The organism is Flavobacterium sp. HSC-61S13 (assembly GCF_024171535.1).
Classification (GTDB): Bacteria; Bacteroidota; Bacteroidia; order Flavobacteriales; family Flavobacteriaceae; genus Flavobacterium.
The window spans coordinates 1-17,788 of the sequence record NZ_JALJZV010000001.1; the positions used below are offsets into that span (position 1 = coordinate 1).

15 protein-coding genes are annotated in these 17,788 nt (G+C 36.3%); 7 read left to right on the plus strand and 8 right to left on the minus strand.

Annotated features, from left to right (window positions below; genetic code table 11):
- Positions 1–17 precede the first annotated feature (17 nt).
- A complete protein-coding gene (locus L1275_RS00005) occupies positions 18–419 on the minus strand; it encodes a transposase (RefSeq protein ID WP_253468407.1) in 402 nt (133 codons plus the stop codon).
- Positions 420–541: 122 nt separating this feature from the next.
- Positions 542–2,320: an amidohydrolase gene (locus L1275_RS00010; RefSeq protein ID WP_253468410.1), complete on the minus strand. Its 1,779-nt coding sequence runs from the start codon at positions 2,318–2,320 to the stop codon at positions 542–544.
- Positions 2,321–2,645: 325 nt separating this feature from the next.
- On the opposite strand from L1275_RS00010, the gene L1275_RS00015 reads away from it, so the two are divergent.
- On the plus strand, positions 2,646–3,770 hold the full coding sequence (locus tag L1275_RS00015) for a hypothetical protein (RefSeq protein ID WP_253468412.1): 1,125 nt from the start codon (positions 2,646–2,648) through the stop codon (positions 3,768–3,770).
- 6 nt (positions 3,771–3,776) lie between these two features.
- On the opposite strand, the gene L1275_RS00020 is transcribed toward L1275_RS00015, so the two are convergent.
- From L1275_RS00020 to rlmD, 5 genes are all read right to left on the minus strand, one after another.
- Positions 3,777–5,552, minus strand: a complete 1,776-nt coding sequence (locus L1275_RS00020; RefSeq protein ID WP_253468414.1) for a hypothetical protein — start codon at positions 5,550–5,552, stop codon at positions 3,777–3,779.
- Between the two features lie 167 nt (positions 5,553–5,719).
- A complete protein-coding gene (locus L1275_RS00025) occupies positions 5,720–6,145 on the minus strand; it encodes a hypothetical protein (protein WP_253468416.1) in 426 nt (141 codons plus the stop codon).
- Between the two features lie 281 nt (positions 6,146–6,426).
- Positions 6,427–7,179, minus strand: coding sequence for a DUF6048 family protein (locus L1275_RS00030; protein ID WP_253468418.1), 753 nt, complete (start codon positions 7,177–7,179; stop codon positions 6,427–6,429).
- Complete coding sequence (locus L1275_RS00035) at positions 7,154–7,666, minus strand: DUF6452 family protein (RefSeq protein WP_253468420.1); 513 nt, start codon at positions 7,664–7,666, stop codon at positions 7,154–7,156. The genes L1275_RS00030 and L1275_RS00035 overlap by 26 nt, the downstream gene beginning before the upstream one ends.
- A 374-nt stretch (positions 7,667–8,040) precedes the next feature.
- Positions 8,041–9,456: a 23S rRNA (uracil(1939)-C(5))-methyltransferase RlmD gene (gene rlmD / locus L1275_RS00040; protein ID WP_253468422.1), complete on the minus strand. Its 1,416-nt coding sequence runs from the start codon at positions 9,454–9,456 to the stop codon at positions 8,041–8,043.
- Positions 9,457–9,677: 221 nt separating this feature from the next.
- Between rlmD and rocD the strand changes: the two genes are divergently transcribed.
- The 5 genes from rocD (at position 9,678) to L1275_RS00065 (ending at position 13,099) form a co-directional block, all read left to right on the plus strand.
- Positions 9,678–10,916 (plus strand): ornithine--oxo-acid transaminase, encoded by a 1,239-nt coding sequence (gene rocD, locus L1275_RS00045; RefSeq protein WP_253468424.1) that lies wholly within the window; start codon positions 9,678–9,680, stop codon positions 10,914–10,916.
- Between the two features lie 56 nt (positions 10,917–10,972).
- The gene (pncA, locus tag L1275_RS00050; RefSeq protein WP_253468426.1) at positions 10,973–11,581 is read left to right on the plus strand and encodes a bifunctional nicotinamidase/pyrazinamidase; all 609 of its coding nucleotides are present in this window, start codon (positions 10,973–10,975) and stop codon (positions 11,579–11,581) included.
- A 5-nt stretch (positions 11,582–11,586) separates the two neighbouring features.
- Positions 11,587–12,135 (plus strand): hypothetical protein, encoded by a 549-nt coding sequence (locus L1275_RS00055; protein WP_253468428.1) that lies wholly within the window; start codon positions 11,587–11,589, stop codon positions 12,133–12,135.
- Positions 12,128–12,283: a hypothetical protein gene (locus tag L1275_RS00060; RefSeq protein ID WP_253468431.1), complete on the plus strand. Its 156-nt coding sequence runs from the start codon at positions 12,128–12,130 to the stop codon at positions 12,281–12,283. The genes L1275_RS00055 and L1275_RS00060 overlap by 8 nt, the downstream gene beginning before the upstream one ends.
- A 210-nt stretch (positions 12,284–12,493) precedes the next feature.
- Positions 12,494–13,099 (plus strand): outer membrane beta-barrel protein, encoded by a 606-nt coding sequence (locus L1275_RS00065; protein WP_253468433.1) that lies wholly within the window; start codon positions 12,494–12,496, stop codon positions 13,097–13,099.
- A gap of 110 nt (positions 13,100–13,209) precedes the next feature.
- Here the strand turns inward: L1275_RS00065 and ccsA are convergent, their stop codons facing one another.
- The gene (gene ccsA / locus L1275_RS00070; protein WP_253468435.1) at positions 13,210–16,356 is read right to left on the minus strand and encodes a cytochrome c biogenesis protein CcsA; all 3,147 of its coding nucleotides are present in this window, start codon (positions 16,354–16,356) and stop codon (positions 13,210–13,212) included.
- Between the two features lie 231 nt (positions 16,357–16,587).
- On the opposite strand from ccsA, the gene L1275_RS00075 reads away from it, so the two are divergent.
- Positions 16,588–17,787: a pyridoxal phosphate-dependent aminotransferase gene (locus L1275_RS00075; RefSeq protein WP_253468437.1), complete on the plus strand. Its 1,200-nt coding sequence runs from the start codon at positions 16,588–16,590 to the stop codon at positions 17,785–17,787.
- Position 17,788 lies beyond the last annotated feature (1 nt).

Genomic DNA, 17,788 nt, shown 5'->3' on the forward strand with positions numbered 1-17,788 from the left:
TTTATTTAAAGAATAAGTTATTTTTTTGGACGAATATTCTCTGAACCGCTGGATTGCGGGGTGTTTCCATTTTTTCGTATATCGTACTTAAGTCCATCGCTAGCCACATCGATAAGGGTTTCTAAATAATCGATTTTAATCTGTTTTTGACCTACGGCACGCTCTAATTCTTTGATACGCTTTTCTAATGCCTTTAATTTTTCACTACTACTTGCTTTCATCTCAACTACTCTTTGACCTTTTTCATTAAAATTAGAAAATTTATAGATCCAATCGTAAATTAAGGAATTAGAAATTTCATAAAGTTTTGAAAGTTGTAATACACTGTAACTTCCGGATTCAAATTGAGAGACAATCTCTCGCTTAAATTCAACGCTATAAACGCGCTGCTTCTTAATGACGTGAATATTTGCTTTCATATAAATTGATTTTTTAGGTCAACCTATATCAGGGACGTACAACGTACACGACTCACGACTCACGACTCACGACTCACGACTCACGACTCACGACTCACGACTCACGACTCACGATTTACGATTTACGATTTACGCTTATACACGGTAATACCTTCCTTAATGGTTTCCATCACCTTAATATCTCTTAATTGGGCGGGATTAATGGTCAATGGATTTTGATCCAATATCACGAGATCCGCTAATTTCCCAGCTTTAATAGAGCCTTTGCTAGCTTCTTCTTGAAGTTGGTATGCTCCTTTAATAGTAATGGCTTTTAGAGCCTCTAAAGCAGAGATACGTTCATTAGGTCCCAATATGCGACCAGAACGCGTTTTTCGATTAACAGCAGCATATACAGCGGTGATCAGATCGGGTGGTGTTACTGGTGCATCATGATGTATTGTAAAAAGTATCCCTGCTTTTAAGGCCGATTGAGCTGGGCTGATAAAAGCCGCGCGTTCTGGGCCAAAAACACTGGAGTAATGCCAGTCACCCCAAAGATAAGTATGGGTTGAGAAGTAGGAGGGAATCAAGCCTAAATCCTTTATTTTTTGAATGTGATCGGGACGGCTGTTTTGAACGTGAATCAAGGTTACCCGTAGTTCCGGTTTGTAAATTTCCTCATCTTTTAATTGCTGAATCACGCGTATCGCTTGATCGATAGCCGCATCGCCATTGACGTGAAGTTGTGCGGTTATATTATTTTGAAATAAGGTTTTAAGATCGGTGTAAAGGACGTCATCTGTAAATATGGGAAAACCTTTGTAATCTGGACTTTGTCCTTCAGGAGGCACCAGATAGGGCTGAGTTAACCACGCGGTTTTACCCTGTGGGGATCCGTCGTCAGAGAATTTAAAACCGGCTAATTTCAGTCTGTTTTTATACTTCATATAGTCGGGCTTCAATTGCTCGAAATCTTTTTTAACATTTTCATAGTCTGGAAAATAAACGATATCTGCTTTAAACAAATGCTTGTCGGCAGCTTCTTTCAGCAATCCAAGACTTTCACCCATAGTTCGTCCATCGCATATCGTTGTTTGTCCGTAGCTCAACCATTCCTCTTGAGCTTTCATCAGGTTTTTAAGGGCTACCGATTGCAAGGTATCTGCGCCAACTGTATAAGCATCTTCACTATCATTAGGGGTAGAACTAGCAGTCGGATCTACCTTTTGCATTAAGGTTAATAAAGCTATAAAACTGGCATTTTCTTCGAGTTTACCATTGAGTTTCCCCGTTTTTGGATAGCGTCCCAAATGCCCACCTTCAGGATCTGCTGAGGAATCCGACAATCCAACTAATTGTAACAAAGCGCTGTTGCCAACACTAGCATGACCCGATGCATGGATGACAATGATGGGAACGGTGCTACTAACAGCATCCAATTCTTCTTTAGTTGGGTGACGGTGTTCGATCATAATCGCGTCGTCATAACCATTTCCAATCAAGGGTTGTTGGTTGGATGTTGGAAGTTGATCTAATTGTTTTTTTAAGGCTTTTTGCAAATCGGGAATCGAATTGACCGTACCGTAGGGATCGGGCGACAAGTCTACCGCTTGCATCATACCCGCGCGGGAAGTCAAATGTCCGTGAACATCGATAAACCCAGGTAATAGGGTTTTTCCTTCCAAGTCCACTTGCGCGGTTTTAGCGTCAATATATTTTTCGGCATCTGCTTTAGTTCCTGCAAACAGTATTTTACCTTTTTTTAATAAAACGGCTTCCACCTGTAGATTTGCATCCTCCATAGTAATAATAGGACCACCAAAATACATCAAATCGGCCATTTCGTCTTTAGCGCTTTTTTTCTGGCAAGAACCCAAAATTGCTATAACCGTGAATAGGAGTATTAATTTTAGTTTCATAATGTGATTTGTTTAGATGTTAAAATGCAAATGTCTTAGTAAATGTATTGGTTATTTTTAACAATAGGATGATTTTTACGGATATTTTTGACTTAAAAATCGCAGCATTGTCAGCTATTTTCTTAATGGGTTGCGTAGCAATTCTAAACTGGGAGAAAATTAGCTTATTGGTTTCGTTGGTGGTTCAATGATCTTCTAAAATCACTTTTTTTAATAGGAAACGTAAATTTCAAGTTAATAATGCGCAAAATGTGTGGTTTTAAATCAAAAAAAACCTAATGAATAGTTAAATTCATTAGTTTTACGCTCTAAAATATTTAAAGGGATGTCGGAATTCAATCAGGTTAGAACTTATTGGTTTAAAAAATTTAGCGAATCGTTATTGGTTGGTGTTTCGTTGACTAATTTTATATTGGGCTTCGCTACTTTATTACCTCAAGGATTTATGAATTATTTCCCGATGTTGATGATGGGTAGTTTGATCGCGTCCATACTTTTTGCGTTGTGTTTTGCGAGTTATTGGCATTATAAAGAAAAGCGATCGTCGGCTTTTAATTCTCCTCAGATACACGCTTGGTTTCAAGGAATTATACGGTATTGTTTGGCCTTTTTTCTTTCTATATATGGTTTTGCAAAATTGTTTCACCTTCAATTTGTTACCTCATACCACTTGCAAGATTCGATAGTAAGTACTTTAAATGGGACGGAGTTAACATGGAATTATTTTGGGCACTCCGATCAAATGGGTTTTATTATTGGTATATGTCAAGTATTGGGAGGCGTATTATTGTTGTTTAGAAGGACAACTTTGGCGGGAATTGCGGTGCTTTTACCAATTATGCTCAATGTGGTGTTGATCAATCAGTTTTATCAGATTTCTGTAGGCGCATTTATTAATTCGGTCATATATACTTTGGGATTGATTTATTTATTGACGCTGTATAGTACAGAATTAATGGCACTTTTATCAAAATATAAAAATAATTTGCCTGTTGTTGTTCATCCCATACTAAGAAACATATTTCGAGTATTAAGCATCGGTTTGGCTTGTGGATTTGTACTTTTTGTTTCGAATAAAAGTAAAAGTACGGTACCCTATTACGGGAAATGGGAGGTAGAGCAGATGATACGCAACGGTAAGCAGGTTACTGAAAACGAATGGGTACAAGATTCAACGGCATGGAAAGTGATCTATTTTGAACAGCGGAATCTAGCTTATTTTTGCCCAAATCCTTTTGTTTACGAAAACGACCGCAGTTTGGTATTACAATATCAATATGATGAAATCAAAAAGGATTTAAAACTGATTTCTTACGAACGTAATGCGGAAATTGGCGATACCATTCCCGTGAATATTAAAAGTTCAACAGCAGATTCCATGCAGTGGGATTTGGTGTTTTATTCGGATACGATTCAATTAAAACTCAAAAAATCAGTGCAAGCCCCATAGGTGATTTTACACAATATTTTGTATAAAGTCTTCCAAATCGACGTCTTTTTGGAGTTTTAATTTGATTTTTAGGCGGTATTTTGTCATGCGGATGGTTTTCAATTCGACATAGAGCAGATCCGCCATTTCTTTGGTAGGCATTTTAATAAAAATATAAGCACAGTATTTAAGATCAAGTGTGGTCAATTTGTTAGATGCGCATTCTTGTAATCGAATATAAAAATCGGGATGAATTCTTTGTACTAGTTGTTCAAAACCGTCAAATTTGCGGTCTAAAAGCGTTTCGTATTTTAGTATTTTTTCGAATTGCCGCGTATTGATAGGCACATTGTTTTGGAGGTTTTGCCTTAGGTTCAACAGTATTTCATTTTTATGCGAAACTTGTATTTTTTTTGCGATGATTTCCTTTTGCAATCGACGGGTCTCCTCGGATTTTAATTTAGCGATTAATTCTGCATCGATTTTGGCTTGAGCTTCTTGATCTTTAATTTCAGATAATAGTGCGATTTCCTGTCTTTTGTGTTTGATAAAATGTCTAATATATAGAATAATCAGCAAGATAAAGATTGCAAATGCTGTAAATCCGATATAAAGTAGATTTTGTTTCTCTTCTAATTCCAATTCCTTTTTGCTCAGTTCGAACTTGGCCAGTTGCTGTTGTCCGATTTTGATATATCGGTCATCATAATAGTTCTGATAGTATTTAAAAGCTTCGTTTAGATGTTTATTCGAATCTTCAAAGCGTCCTGTTTTATCATAGAATTGTGCCAATTGCTGATGTAATTCGTATTTGTTTCTATAATTTTTAGGACGTTGATCTAACCATGCGATGGCCTCGAGAAAAAGGCTTTCTGCCTCGAGTTGATTTTTTTGAATAATTTCTGCTTTAATACGGATCATATAACGATTGATAAGAAATTCGTCTGACTGTTCAGTAGGTAACAGCAAGGTCTTAGCGAGGTACAATCGGACCGCTTCTAAGTTGGTGACATCGGGTTCGATTTCTTGTTTAGACTGATAAATGTACATTAAATTAGCAATGATGTTTATACCGCTGCTTGTACGAATATATCCTGGATGATCATCGTATATGCTCAAGGCCTTTTTTAAACAAACTAAAGCGCTATCGAGAACTTGTGCGTTTTGTGTTTTTTCAAATTCAGACAGAAAGCGAACTCCGCGTATGTTCCATGCATAGCAAATACTGTGATAATCTTTACTTTTAAAACCATTTTCAATAGCTAAATTAGAATATTTATCGGCCTGCGATATATCTGCTAGATAGTAGTTCGTAAGTACGCTGTAGTTTAGTGATTTTAGTTTATAGTCCGTTTTTCCAAGCAATTGTAGGGATATATAAATATCTTTTAAGCCGTCTCTATCACTGAGGTAAAATTTCGACAAGCCGATCTGGTGATAAGCGGTGGCTTTGGCGCGCTTGACTGTTGTTTTATGAATGTATTTGGTCGTATTATCCATTTCAATATAGGCCTGATCAACTTGACCTTGTAGGGCGTAGGTCAGCGCCAAACTCGAGTAGGCATAAACGCAAAACTGTTGATCTTGCTGCTTGGTAGCTAAATTTATAGCGCGTTGTGCAGTTTGTAAGGATCGAAGGGTATCTGATTTATAGTAAATAGCCAATTCAGAAAGCGGAATGATTTTGCGTTTGTCGGCTAGATTTTTTGTATGGACTAATACTTCTAACGAGTCAATAATTTTTTGTTGCCCAGAAGAGATCAAGGGATAAATTAATATAAGAAGTAGAAAGCGATACCGCATGAATAAATGATTACAGACTAACTTTAGGTACTTTATAACTTATAAAGTTAATTAAAAAATCGTTTTATATTGTTTTATTTAACAAAAAAGAATAAAGACGATTATACTTGTTTTAGAAGATAATGTCTTTATTCTGATTAACATGAAAAAACGTAAAAATGTGATCTTTAGATTTTATTACCGCTGAAAGTCATGGTTACTCCACCTTCTCTTCCAGCGATTATCAATTTTTTTGTTTTGTGATTATAGGCTATACTTGGAACTTCTCCAGCCTTAGATAGTATTGTCGGATCTACTCCTTCAATCATGATAACCCCTTCAATATAGACGGTGGCAGTAATTTTTTTACCCGATACCTTATTGTTAAGTATAAATAGGGCTTGTTCGTTATTGACTAGTTCAACGATTACTGTAGCCTCATCTTTACCGGTATATCCAGAAAACGTACCTTCAATGTATTCTACGGGTGTTGTCTTATATCCACCAATTGTATTACCATTATCATCGTCACTACTGCTACAAGCATTTAAAACGACTAGCAGCGTTAAGATTGCGGTAATTGACAGCATTCTTTTCAAATTTTTTTTATTCATAGCTTTAATTATTTAATTACAGCAAATGTATTCCTAAGTCTTTTACGGCTTAAATTTTCACAGACTACAAAACGTCTACATGTTTTTGGTTTTTTGGTTAATAGTTTGAAAAACAAAGAGTTGTTTGGGGAAATAAGACCATTTTAACAAGCCGCTTGTTAGTATATATACTATTTACGTTATTTGTTTCGGAGGTTTATGAGGTAAGTGGTGTAAAGAAAAAGCCCTTTGAAATAGATTTCAAAGGGCTAATGATCATTTTATTTAGAGAATCTCAAAGATTACTTCTTTTTGACTTCGGGTTTTTTGTCTTCTAACGGATTGGTTTCTTCAATTGTTTTGACAACTTTTTGGGATTTATATAAAGGAATTAAATAGGAGATGGTATAGTTCATGCCAACTCCAATCCCGCCACTGTATTTTTTGTTGTATCCCGGTATGTACAGATTCTCAAAATTTTCAGGCTCTTTTTGGTGTACCAATCCATTGAGTCGAACACTGAATCCCAGGAAGACATTGTCGAATATACGCGTGCGTATACCAGCAACAAATTCAACCCAATGTGCGCTGAGTCCACTGTACTTTTTATTCGGGGTCTCCAATGTTTTATCAAAATACGAATTGGGGCTATAAATCGTATAGGAATTCAAATTTTGCGAAAAACTTGAAAAACCATATCTAAAACCGGCATAAATCATGTTTTCTAAATCCATCCAGTTTTGATGGGAGTTGTAATCGACTCCGACTTTGATAAAGCTCCCATTGGTTGTGAAGTTGAATTGATCTTCATCTTTGGTCATTTTTTCCTTTCCCAATTCTGCACTGGCAAATAATTTTTTGGTCAAACGGTAATCGGCTTCGATTTCAAATCCGTTGTAGTTTTTATCGTAAACGTTTCGGGCAACGCGATATAAATCGACACCAACTCTCAAACCATATCGCTGTGGATAAAAATGAGGTAGTGAATCTTGTGCCCATCCAATACTTGAAAGAAGCACCAAACCAAAACTAATAATATATTTTAATGTGCTCATCTGTCTCTGTAGTAATATTTGTGGTCATGATTTCATATCTATTGATCCATTCTCCAATGCCATTATCGTTGAGTTTTGGATTGTTTTCTGCGCTCGTACTTAGTGTGAAAATATTTTTATAGCCACAGGCTTTACTCACATAAATCGTTTCTATTTCGTACTTAAAGCTTAAGGTATCTCGACGAACAACATCAATTCCCGCTTCGTCTTTAGTCGTGAGCTGTAAGACCCATTTCGTTTCATTACTGTCTAAACGCAGTGGTAATTTTATTTCGCTACCCGATCTCGTAATCATTTTTTCATTGCCGACTTCATAAGCGACTAAGACCCCATTGCTATTTGGGCTTAGCGGTTCTAGTCTGTCGAAAAATTTGATCAATACACTGGGAGTAGTTGGCGTAGTTTCTGGGCAAATGTCATCTTTTTCGCAACCGACTACGGCTAATAATAGAAATAGAAGGCCAGTATAAAATCCTAGTTTTTTCATTCGAGATTCATGTTTATTAATAATGCTTATCTGGTAACTATTGATTGTTCGTGTTTTTTGATCACCACTTTTTAACAGCGCACTACTAGAGCAATATTACTGTTTTTTTAAATGATTTGAAAACGATCGGTTCAATTGTTCGTTGCCGTTACCAATAACTTAAGAACAGGGTCTATTTGCTGTTCCTAAAATTGATTTGTTTTTACAATTCCCAAAAGTAATAAATCTAAGGGCATCATAAAGAAAAAGCATTGCTATTTGCAATGCTTTTTCTTTATTAATTGATTTGGGGCGCAAATGGCGCTATATTTTGTACTATACAAAAAGGGTTATCAATCTGTATTTTCAAAAAAGCAGACTGACCTTATTGCTTATTATAGCATTCTTTTTTCCAATAGTACTACATTTTCGACGTGATGTGTTTGCGGAAACATATCTACCGGTCGCACTCTCGTTACTTGATACATCTCATCCATCAAGGCTAAGTCACGTGCTTGAGTAGCTGAATTACAACTTACATAAACAATCTTCTGTGGTGCAATTTTTAGAATTTGCGCTACAACATCTTTGTGCATACCGTCTCTTGGTGGGTCGGTAATAATCACGTCAGGTTGACCGTGTTCTGCTATAAAATCGTCATTGAATACATTTTTCATGTCGCCAACATAAAACTCGCAGTTGGTAATTTCGTTACGGGTAGCATTTAATTTTGCATCCTCAATAGCTTCTGGAACGGCTTCAACACCGATAACTTTCTTGGCGAGTTTGGATACAAATTGTGCAATAGTTCCTGTACCTGTATATAAATCGTATACGAGCTCATTTCCTGTTAAACCGGCGTAATCTCTGGTAATTTTGTATAATTCGTAAGCCTGATCGGAATTGGTTTGATAGAACGATTTCGCATTAATGCTAAACTTTAATCCTTCCATTTCTTCCAAAATATAATCGCGACCTTTAAACAGTTTTACTTGTTGATCGTAAATGGTATCGTTGGCCTTACCATTAACTACATATTGTAAAGAAGTGATTTCAGGGAAACGCTCCGCTAAGAAATTCAACAAAAGTTCACGTTCTACTTTATTTTCGTAAAAGAATTGAATCAACACCATGATTTCACCAGTAGAGGCAGTACGGATCATTAAGGTACGCAACAAGCCGCTGTTCTCTCGTGGATTGAAAAAAGCGATATCATTTTCATTGGCAAAACGTCGAACTTCATTTCGAATATCATTTGAAGGATCTTGTTGTAAATGACATTTTTTGATATCTAAAATCTTATCCCACATTCTTGGAATATGGAATCCCAAAGCATTTTCTTTACCAAATTCTTCACCACTTTGCACTTCATCATCGGTTAGCCAACGCGCATTTGAAAAGGAAAACTCCATTTTATTGCGGTAAAAGAAAGTTTTTTCCGATCCGGCAATAGGCTCAAACTCGGGTAAGTCAATTTTGCCAATGCGTTTTAGGTTGTTATAGACCTCTTGGTTTTTATAAAACAACTGCTGGCTGTAATTCATGTTTTGCCATTTACAACCACCACAGGCTCCAAAGTGTTGACAAACCGCTTCAATACGGTGATCTGAAAGTTGATGTATTTTGATGGCTTTTCCTTCGTAATAAGCTTTACGCTTTTTAACGGTTTGCACATCTACTACATCACCGGGAACTACATTTGGAATAAAAATCACTTTTCCATCTGGGGCTTTAGCTACCGAAACGCCTTTTGCACCTGCATCAAGGACTTCTACGTTTTCGAATACGATTCTTTCTGTCTTTTTTCTCATGGCGCAAAAATAACTCTTTGTTTGATTTATTACTTCTTTTGAAATAAAATAATTGATTATTCATTTTTAATCTTAATAACTCAGCGAAAAGGATGCTCGGTATTTTTTTTTTAAATCTTCTTTATGTCACTGCTGTTTTACCTTAAAGAATAGGTTTTTTTCTTATTTTTTGAGTAATTTGCAGTATAATTTATAGACTACTAATTCAAAATATTAAAACAATGTCACAAAAATTAACTTCACAGGAGATTATTGCGTTAGAAGACAAATATGGAGCCCATAATTATCATCCATTACCGGTTGTTTTGACCAAGGGACAAGGCGTATATGTTTGGGATGTAGAGGGGAAAAAATATTATGATTTTCTATCTGCGTACTCTGCTGTTAATCAAGGTCATTGTCATCCGAAAATTGTGGCTGCCATGACAGAGCAAGCACAGACATTAATGCTGACTTCGAGAGCGTTTTACAATGATAAATTGGGTGTTTACGAAAAGAAAATTACCGAGTTTTTTGGTTTCGATAAAGTGTTGCCGATGAATTCGGGTGCAGAAGCTGTGGAAACCGCTTTAAAATTGTGCCGTAAATGGGCTTATGAAAAGAAGGGTATAGCTGAAAATCAAGCCAAAATTGTGGTTTGCGAAAATAACTTCCACGGGCGTACTACGACCATTATATCCTTTTCTAATGATCCGGATGCTCGTAAAAACTACGGACCTTTTACAGAGGGATTTATTGCCATTGAATACAATAATATACAAGCGCTAAAAGCTACTTTAGAGGCTCATAAGGATATCGCTGGTTTTCTAGTAGAACCGATACAAGGAGAAGCAGGGGTTTATGTTCCGTCAGAGGGTTATTTGGCTCAAGCTAAAGCTTTATGTGAACAACATAATGTTTTGTTTATTGCTGATGAAGTTCAAACCGGTATCGCTAGAACGGGAAGGCTTTTGGCTGTAGATCATGAAAATGTAAAACCGGATATTTTGGTTTTGGGTAAAGCCTTATCAGGTGGTGCTTATCCAGTATCGGCTGTATTGGCAAATGACGAAATCATGGGTGTAATCAAACCGGGACAACACGGATCTACTTTTGGTGGAAATCCGATAGCGGCTGCAGTAGCTATTGCAGCATTAGAAGTGGTTGAAGAAGAAAATTTAGCACAGAATGCCGAAACCTTAGGGCAATTGTTTCGCGCTAAATTGAATGAATATATAGAAAACAGCAAGATCTGTAATTTGGTTAGAGGTAAAGGTTTGTTAAATGCAATCCTTATCAACGATACTGAAGAGAGCGATACGGCTTGGAACATTTGTTTGGCCTTGCGTGACAATGGTTTGTTGGCCAAGCCGACGCATGGTAATATCATCCGTTTTGCACCACCCTTGGTGATGAATGAAGAACAAATTTTAGATTGTGTTCGAATCATCGTGGAGACACTAAAAACATTTGAAAAATAATAGTATGTTGAACTAACTCGCTCTTTTTAGAGCGAGTTTTTTTTAAAGAATAAGTGATGAAAGCATTAATAGTAGTAGATCTTCAAAATGATTTTTTAGAAGACGGTGCCTTAGCGGTTCCCGATAGCAATAAAATTATACCGATTATTAATGAGATTCAACCGTATTTCGATTTAGTTGTAGCTACTCAGGATTGGCATCCGCATAACCATCAGAGTTTTGTGACTGAACATGCTCATCATAATACGTATGATCTCATCGATTTACACGGCTTACCGCAAGTACTGTGGCCGGTTCACTGTGTGCAAAACACGCCTGGTGCGGACTTTTCAACAGCTTGGGATTCCAAATGCGTAGAGGCGATTTTTAGGAAGGGAATGGATAGGACCATCGATTCGTATAGTGGCTTTTTTGACAACGGTAAACGCAAGGATACTGGATTAACTGCCTACTTGGTAGGTCGTCAAATTAAAGAGGTATATATAGCGGGATTAGCAGCAGACTTTTGCGTTTATTACTCAGCTATGGACGCAGTAGCAGCAGGATTTAAGACGTATTTTTTAAATTTTGCAACACAGGCTATCTCTGAGGCAGGTTTAGAAGAAGCTAGATCGATGATGATTGAAAAGGGAATCACAATTATAAATGATAAAGCAGCCTTATAGAATTGATGAAAAAATATAACCGCTACAATTTTTTTAAGCACACCTTTTGTGAATTTCGCGAAGTAGCGGCAGATGCTGTACCCTCGAGACCACCCCACTACAAAAGCGAATCGGGAAGCACGTATTATTTTGATGATTTAGGTGTTTTTCGATATGCCAACCACTGGGGTAGAGCGGCAAATTGCCGTTGGCGTTTAATCACCGACAATAAGACCCAAAATGGCTATAAGTGGGGATATGCGCTTTGGTCGGATTTTTATCCCAATAATGAAAGTGAAAATTTTTTTTTTATAACAGTAGATTTCGAAAAGCAAGAGGTGTTGTATCAGCATAAAGGAAGTTTGACACCCAATCAGAACTTGCCCATTATTTTTAGATCTGCTCCCGAAACGGCGAAGCGGATTAAGTTGATAAAAGAAATACTATTTACTGATGATTGGGCAAAATATTTAGATCTTATGGATATTATTTCCACAAGAAAAAATGTAATTGGGGAATTGATAAGCACCGATAAAAGTTTAATGCAAATAAAACGAGAGCGAGCAAATGAGTAGAAGAAATGAAACAAATCGATTAAACCACAAGAAAAAGGAGGATCAGAAGAAGCGTAAAATCAAAGATGCCGAACTTGAACGCAAACAGAAAATCAAGGAAATCACTAGAAAGTACCACGCATCTCAGGATGAAACTCGCCAGGATTAACTAAATGTATTATTTATCGGAAATTATGTAAACTTAAAGGAATTTAATACAATTTTTTAAAAATAGCTCCACTGTGGTATGATGTTTGTATTAATACTAATCAAATAAATAATTTTTATTTTGAATTTTATTAGTTATTAAATTTAAAATTCCTTAAATTAGTAATAATTAAATTTCATTATTTAACTAAAACTTTAAAAAAGTAATTCTATGAAAAATTTATTTTTGATGTCTGCTTTAGTATTAGGCGGATTAGTATCGGCAAACGCTCAGTCCACAGTTAAGTCAACAATTAACTCTATGGAGGCTCCTAAATTATCCGAAAAAGTAGGCATGAGTCCTATTAAAAAAGGGAATTGGATGGTAGGAGGAGCTGTTGGATCATTGGGTTACAGCTTTGAAGGAGAAAACTTCAACATTAATGTAATGCCAAAAGCTGGTTATTTTGTTACAGATGGTATTGCGCTTGGTTTAGAAACTGGAGTAGGTTTCCAAACGGTTAAAGGTGGTGATAATGTTTGGAATTATACCTTTATGCCTTTTGCTCGTTATTATTTCCCAGAGGGAGCTAGTGAAACGGGTAGATTCTATGGAAATGGTAAATTAGGTATTAGTGGTGCTTCTGCAACAGCAGAAAACAATAATGAAACCTCTTTTGCTTTTGGTGTAGGTTTAGGGTACTCTCACTTTGTATCTCGTAACGTTGCTTTAGAGGCAGAGGTGGGATACAATTACAGTAAGTCTAATGCATCTACTGCAACTGCTCAAAATGGTTTAGGTGTTGCTGTTGGTTTTCAAATTTTCTTAGGAAAATAAAAACATTACTTTAAATATAAAAAGCTACCGAGAGGTAGCTTTTTTTTTTGACTCTTCACGGCTATAAAAAAAAACACCCAATCATTGATTGAGTGTTTTTTAATAGGTTTTTATTTCTTCAGATACTTCTTGTACTTAAAGTATGAGAACAGTCCGAGTAGGCCTACTAAGGCTATGGATATATAAATAAAATCTGGGGTAACAATTTTCTCTCCTTTAGCATAAGAATGCAAACCAGTCAGGTAGAAATTTACTCCAAAATAAGTCATGATAATAACATAGAAAGCCAGTATGCTGATTAAGTTATAAATCCAAGTTCCTCTTAAAGCCGGCACAAAGCGCATATGTATTACAAAAGCATACATCATAATGCTGACCAATGCCCAAGTTTCTTTTGGATCCCATCCCCAATAGCGTCCCCAACTTTCGTTGGCCCATTGACCTCCTAAGAAGTTACCGATGGTTAATAGTACCAATCCAACGGTCAAGGCCATTTCATTGATATAAGTAATCTCTTTGATGTTTAGTTGCATTTTTGCTTTGTTTTTGTCGTTGGTAAACAACATTAAAATCAAAGCGACAATTCCCAAAATCATTCCCAAGGTAAAAGGACCGTAACTCGCAACAATAACTGCTACGTGTATCATCAACCAGTAAGAGTTTAGTACCGGTTGTAAGTTTGCAATAGAAGGGTCCATCCAGTTTAAATGAGCCGTCCATAGAATCATACCTGCAACAAAAGCAGTAGCGGCTATAGTTAGTTCCGATTTTCTACCGAAGTAGATACCGAATAACATCGTGGCCCATCCTACATAAATCATCGACTCATAAGCATCACTCCATGGAGCATGTCCAGAAACATACCAACGCATCGCAAGTCCTAGGGTATGAGCAACAAATAAAATCCAAGTGACAACGGTAAATATTCGAATTGCTTTAGCTGCAAATTTTGCAGGTTTGACGATTTGAATAATAATGAAAATAAACATTACCACGGCCACCAACATATAATAGGTGTATAGCGATTTGAATACGTCGTATTTATTATATAATAACTCCGCTTTCACTTTGCTGTCAGAAGGGATTACATTAGCACCGTATTTCTTTTGAAAACCGTGTAAGGAAACCAAAAATTCATCGGCAGCTTTATAATCTTTAGTTTCGATACTTTTTAAAAGTGACGTCATATAAAGAGGTAAAATTTCTTTGGTATACAAAGAGTCCATACCTTTCATTCCCGCTTCATTAAGTTCTAAATAGGAAACCCATTTGTTATTAGCATCATTAGGTATCGGAAAAATGGTTAATATTTTACCGCTTAAAGCAGCGTATAACAAGTTTACACGGGTATCTACTTCAATGAAATCTTTCTGAAACTGGTTTTTAACTCCAGCATGATTGGCATCGTCTAATGATTTTCCTAATTTATAATTTCCTTTATCATCAAAAAATTGAACTAAAGCGGCATATTTAGCTTTTTTATCCACTCCAATAGTCGCTCTTAAACTGTCGTTACCGCGTTTAAGCTCAATCAAAGGTACGTTGTACCACAATTGAGGAAATTGAGTCATCGATAAAAAGACCTGGTCTGAATTCATTTTTTTATAATGATCCGACTTACTGACTTTTCTCAATAATTCCGATGAAAAAGTATTAATCGGTTTCATTCGCCCTCCGGCATCTTGAATCACTAGAGATCCAAAGTGCGCCGCGTGCTCTTCAGATACTTGACTTGCTACTAGCAAAGAATCTAATTGCGGTAGATTTGGTATGTTGTGGCTGTGGTTTTTTGGCGACTGAGCAAACATACCAACTGAACAAAACAAGATTAATAGGGTAAGTAACTTAGCTTTTTTCTCTCTCACTTTATTTAGTTTTTTTCTTAAGTCATTAAATCGGGTATCTCTGTCAAATAGGATTGCGAGCATTCCGATATACAAGAAAGTGTATCCGATATAGGTAATCCAAGTTCCCCACCAGTCGTGGTTCACAGACAATATGGTCCCTTTTTCATCTTCGTCAAATTGAGCTTGGAAAAAGCGGTAACCTTTATAGTCTAAGATGTTATTCATGAAAATGCGTGCATCAAATTTTTCATCCGGTGCTATTACAGTAACTTTACTTTCAAAAGCGGAATAACTCTTTTCAGTTCCAGGATATTTATCTGCAACAAACTCATTCAATTGAATTTTAAACGGCAATTCGTAAGTTTTGCTACCAAACATCATCGTAAATTCTAGGTCTCCCAATTGAATAGAAGTAGGAACTCCCATACGACCTTTGTTTCCTTTTAAGATAATTTCTTCCTCTTTACCTTGTGTACGTACAGTCAATACTAAAGCATTTTCCGTTTGGGTATCTTTATAATTTCCGTTTGATTTTAGAACGATTTTACCTTTAGTCGGTAGTTCTGGAAAAACGAATTTTGCTCCTGCTACATTATAGAGTGATCGAAACATCAATTCTTGTTTGCTGTCTTTAGCTACCGTACCTTTAAATTGGTCGGCCATTCTCATAAAATCTCCTTCAAATGGCGTGTCGATAGCATAATTATCTCCATCCTTGTGGATATTGATGGCACCAGCAGTTGGTTGATTAAAGGCAAATAATACGTTGTGAATACTCGTAACTTCTCCTTCTTTAAGGAAGTGCTCGTGACGCTCGCCATCACCGGATTCAACCATTTTTAAAAAAAACACTCCTTTTTCATCAGCCTGAATTTCTTCAGTAGCTCCCATGATATAATCCTTGTATTCCACTTCAAAAGGAATTCCATTAAATTCCTTTTTCATTTTGAAGTAATTATTTGTCGCGCCTGACATTAATTTAGGCTCTTCAAAAGTTAATCGCTTCATTTCACCCTGATAGTCTCCATCGGCCATTACCGTTAAAAACGTTTTGTCAGAGAAAAAATGACTAGAGGCTTCACCCTCTCTAATAGGCATCATTCCTTCAAAACTGATGTATCTAGTAACAAATGCACCGGTTAAAATTAAGATAAATGATAAGTGTAATAAAAGGGTTGCCCATTTTTCTTTTTTGTGTAATTGATAACGTTTGATGTTACCGATAAAGTTAAAAACGAAAATAAGCATAATGGCTTCAAACCATTTGGCGTTATAGATCATGATTCTAGCTGTATCCGTATTGTATCGGTCCTCAATAAAAGTTCCAATACCCAATGCAGCAGCAAACACAATAAATAAAACAGCCATCAGTCGAGTAGACGAAAAAAAGGCAAAAATTTTTTTATCCATGATTTTGTTGTTCTTGGTTTTTTTATAATCCAACAAAAATAACCAAAAAGGGGAGCTTTTGTGGATATTTAACTTAATATTTGGTTGTGTTGTTTTTTTGTTTAAAACTCTAACGAAAATCGCTTACATTTGCAACATACACACAAAAAAGGAAGGTTAATGTACCTGTTTTTAGGTGCTTTGAATTTCATTATTAAAGCTTATTTTAATTTTAGATTAAACATAAAAACAATGCCAAAAGTATCATCAAAAGGGCAAAATATGCCTGAGTCTCCAATTAGAAAATTGGTTCCTTTTGCGGAAATAGCCAAGAAAAAAGGAAATAAAGTATATCATTTGAATATCGGTCAACCCGATATCAAAACTCCAGAGGTCGCTTTGAATGCTGTGAAAAATGCAGATATTACCGTTTTGGAATACAGCCATTCAGCGGGTTTTGAAAGTTATAGAACCAAGTTAGCGGCTTATTATCAAAAACATCATTTACCGATTAATGTAGAGGATATCATCATTACCACAGGTGGTTCTGAAGCATTGATATTCGCTATGGGTAGTACGATGGATGCCGGTGATGAAATTATTATACCGGAGCCTTTCTACGCAAACTACAACGGGTTTTCAACTTCAACTGGGGTGAATATTGTACCGGTCATGTCTTCTATTGAAAATGATTTTGCCTTACCTGCTATTTCGGAATTTGAGAAATTGATCACTGCAAAAACCAAAGCCATATTAATTTGTAATCCTGGAAACCCTACTGGGTATTTGTATTCTAAGGAAGAGATTAGTCAATTGGCGGAACTGGTAAAAAAACATGATTTGTTTTTAATTGCTGACGAAGTATATAGAGAATTTACTTATGGTGAACACAAACACGTGTCTATAATGAGTTTTCCTGAAATTGAGCAAAACGCTATTATGATTGACTCGGTTTCGAAACGTTACAGTATGTGTGGTGCTCGTATCGGATGTATAGTGTCAAAAAACAAAGAGTTAATGGGCGCTGCAATGAAATTTGCTCAAGCGCGTTTAAGTCCACCGACTTATGCTCAAATCGCTTCAGAAGCTGCATTAGATACCCCTCAAAGTTATTTTGATGAAGTTATTGAAGAATATAAAGAACGCCGTGATGTGTTTATCGAAGCACTACAAGGAATTGAAGGTGTGCAAGTAGGCGTTCCTAACGGTTCTTTCTATTGTGTAGCTAAGTTCCCAGTCAAAAGCGCTGATGATTTCGCAAAATGGATTTTAGAATCCTACGATTATCAAGGTGAAACGGTTATGGTTGCTCCTGCAGCTGGTTTTTATTCTACACCGGGTGTTGGATTGGATCAAGTTCGTTTGGCTTATGTACTGAAGAAAGAAGACTTGTTGCGTTCGGCAGAGATCTTGAAACAAGCTTTAAAAGCATACCGTCTTATTGAAAAATAAG